This is a genomic window from Sphingomonas sp., from assembly GCF_036677245.1.
GTDB lineage: Bacteria > Pseudomonadota > Alphaproteobacteria > Sphingomonadales > Sphingomonadaceae > Allosphingosinicella.
In genome coordinates, this window is sequence record NZ_JAKFCG010000016.1 from 1 (window position 1) to 1,963 (window position 1,963).

Here is a 1,963-nt window from a genome sequence, read left to right on the forward strand (position 1 = left end):
CAGACCCGAGAATCTCTTGCAGGAGATGCTCGGGTCAAGCCCGAGCATGACGCGCCCTCGGACGAGGCGCGTCGCGGCGGTCTTTCACCCCCGCTTCGCCCCATATTGCGCCTCGTGCAGGCGGCGGTAGATGCCCGAGCCGGCGACGAGGTCCTGGTGCCTTCCCTGCTCGGCGACGCCGCTCTCGTCGATGACGATGATGCGGTCGGCGTCCTGGATCGTCGCGAGGCGATGGGCGATCACCAGCGTGGTCCGGCCCTTCGACAGTTCGGCGAGCGAGGCCTGGATGGCACGCTCGGTCTCGGTGTCGAGCGCCGAGGTCGCTTCGTCCAAGATCAGGATCGGCGGATTCTTCAGGAACATCCGGGCGATGGCAAGGCGCTGCTTCTGCCCGCCCGAGAGCTTGACGCCGCGCTCGCCGATCACCGTGTCGAGGCCGTCGGGCAGCCGCGCGATCATCTCGTCGAGCCGGGCGCGCCTGGCAGCCTCGATGATCTCGTCTTCGCTCGCCGTCAGCTTGCCATAGGCGATGTTCTCGCGAAGCGTGCCGGCAAAGAGGAAGACGTCCTGCTGGACGATGCCGATCTGGCCGCGCAGCGAGGCCAGCGTCATCTGGCGGATATCGATGCCGTCGATGCTGATACGCCCGCCCTCGACGTCGTAGAAGCGCGGCAAGAGCGAGCAGATCGTCGTCTTGCCGGCTCCTGACGGGCCGACGAAGGCGATGGTCTCGCCGGCGCGGATCGATAGGTCGATCCCCTTCAGGATCTTGCGGTCCGGCGTATAGCCGAAGCTGACATTCTCATAGGCGATGTCGCCTTTGAGGCCGGAGACGGCGACGGCGCCGGGCAGGTCGGCGATATCCGGCCGCGTATCGAGGAAATCGGTGTAGCGGCGGAAGCCGGCAATGCCCTTCGGATAGGTCTCGATCACCGAGTTGATCTTCTCGATCGGCCGGAAGAACACCGTCACCAGCAAGAGGAAGCCGACGAAGCCGCCGGCGCTGAGATCGCCGATCAGCACGTAATAAGCGCCGGCGATCATCACCGCCATCTGGGTCAGGCGCATGCCGAAATAGGAGAGCGAGGTCGAGGCCGCCATCAGCCGGTAGGCGTCGAGCTTGGTGCGGCGATAGCGCTGGTTGTCGACCGCGAACAGGCTGCGCTCATGCTCCTCGTTGGCAAAAGCCTGGACGACGCGGATGCCGCCGACATTCTCCTCGATCCTTGCATTGAACGAGCCGACGCTGCCGAACAGTTTTTGCCAGTTCTCGGTCATGCGCCGGCCGTAGCGGCTGGTCAGCCAGGCCACCAGCGGCACGATCGTCGCGGTGATCAGCGCCAGATGCGGATGCACGCTCAGCATCAGCGCGAAGGCGCCGATGAAGGTCATCACCGCGATGAACAGGTCCTCAGGCCCGTGATGGGCGACTTCGCCGATCTCCTCGAGGTCCTTGGTCAGCCGGCCGACGAGGTGCCCGGTCTTCTGGTTGTCGAACCAGCCGAAGGAGAGTTTCTGCAGATGGTCGAAGGCCTTGCGGCGCATCTCGGTCTCGATGTTGATGCCGAGCATGTGGCCCCAATAGGTCACCACCACCATCAAGCCGGCATTGACCAGATAGATCGCCAGCAGGCCGAGCGAAGCCAGCACGATCAGGCTCCAGTTCCCGCTCGGCAGCAGCTGATCGACGAAGAGCTTGACCGCGATCGGGAAGCCGAGCTCGAGCAGCCCCGAGATCACCGCACAGGAGAAATCGAGCAGGAACAGGCCGCGATGGGGGCGGTAATAGGCGAAGAAGCGCTTGAGCATGGCGGGCGGGGCTTTAGCACGCGGCGTGGCACGGAGCCATGAGCTGGAGGCGGGGCAGGGGCGGAGCCGACGCCGCCGGCAGATTTGTCACAGTTTATCGATTTGGCGGGTTGTGAATGGCCGTTCATTGCCTCCTGCCTGCGCCCGCCTAAGC

1 protein-coding gene is annotated in these 1,963 nt (G+C 64.8%); it reads right to left on the bottom strand.

Annotated features, from left to right (window positions below):
* Positions 1 to 84: 84 nt before the first annotated feature.
* A complete protein-coding gene (locus tag V6M48_RS01905) occupies positions 85 to 1,809 on the bottom strand; it encodes an ABC transporter ATP-binding protein (protein WP_332810831.1) in 1,725 nt (574 codons plus the stop codon).
* Positions 1,810 to 1,963 lie beyond the last annotated feature (154 nt).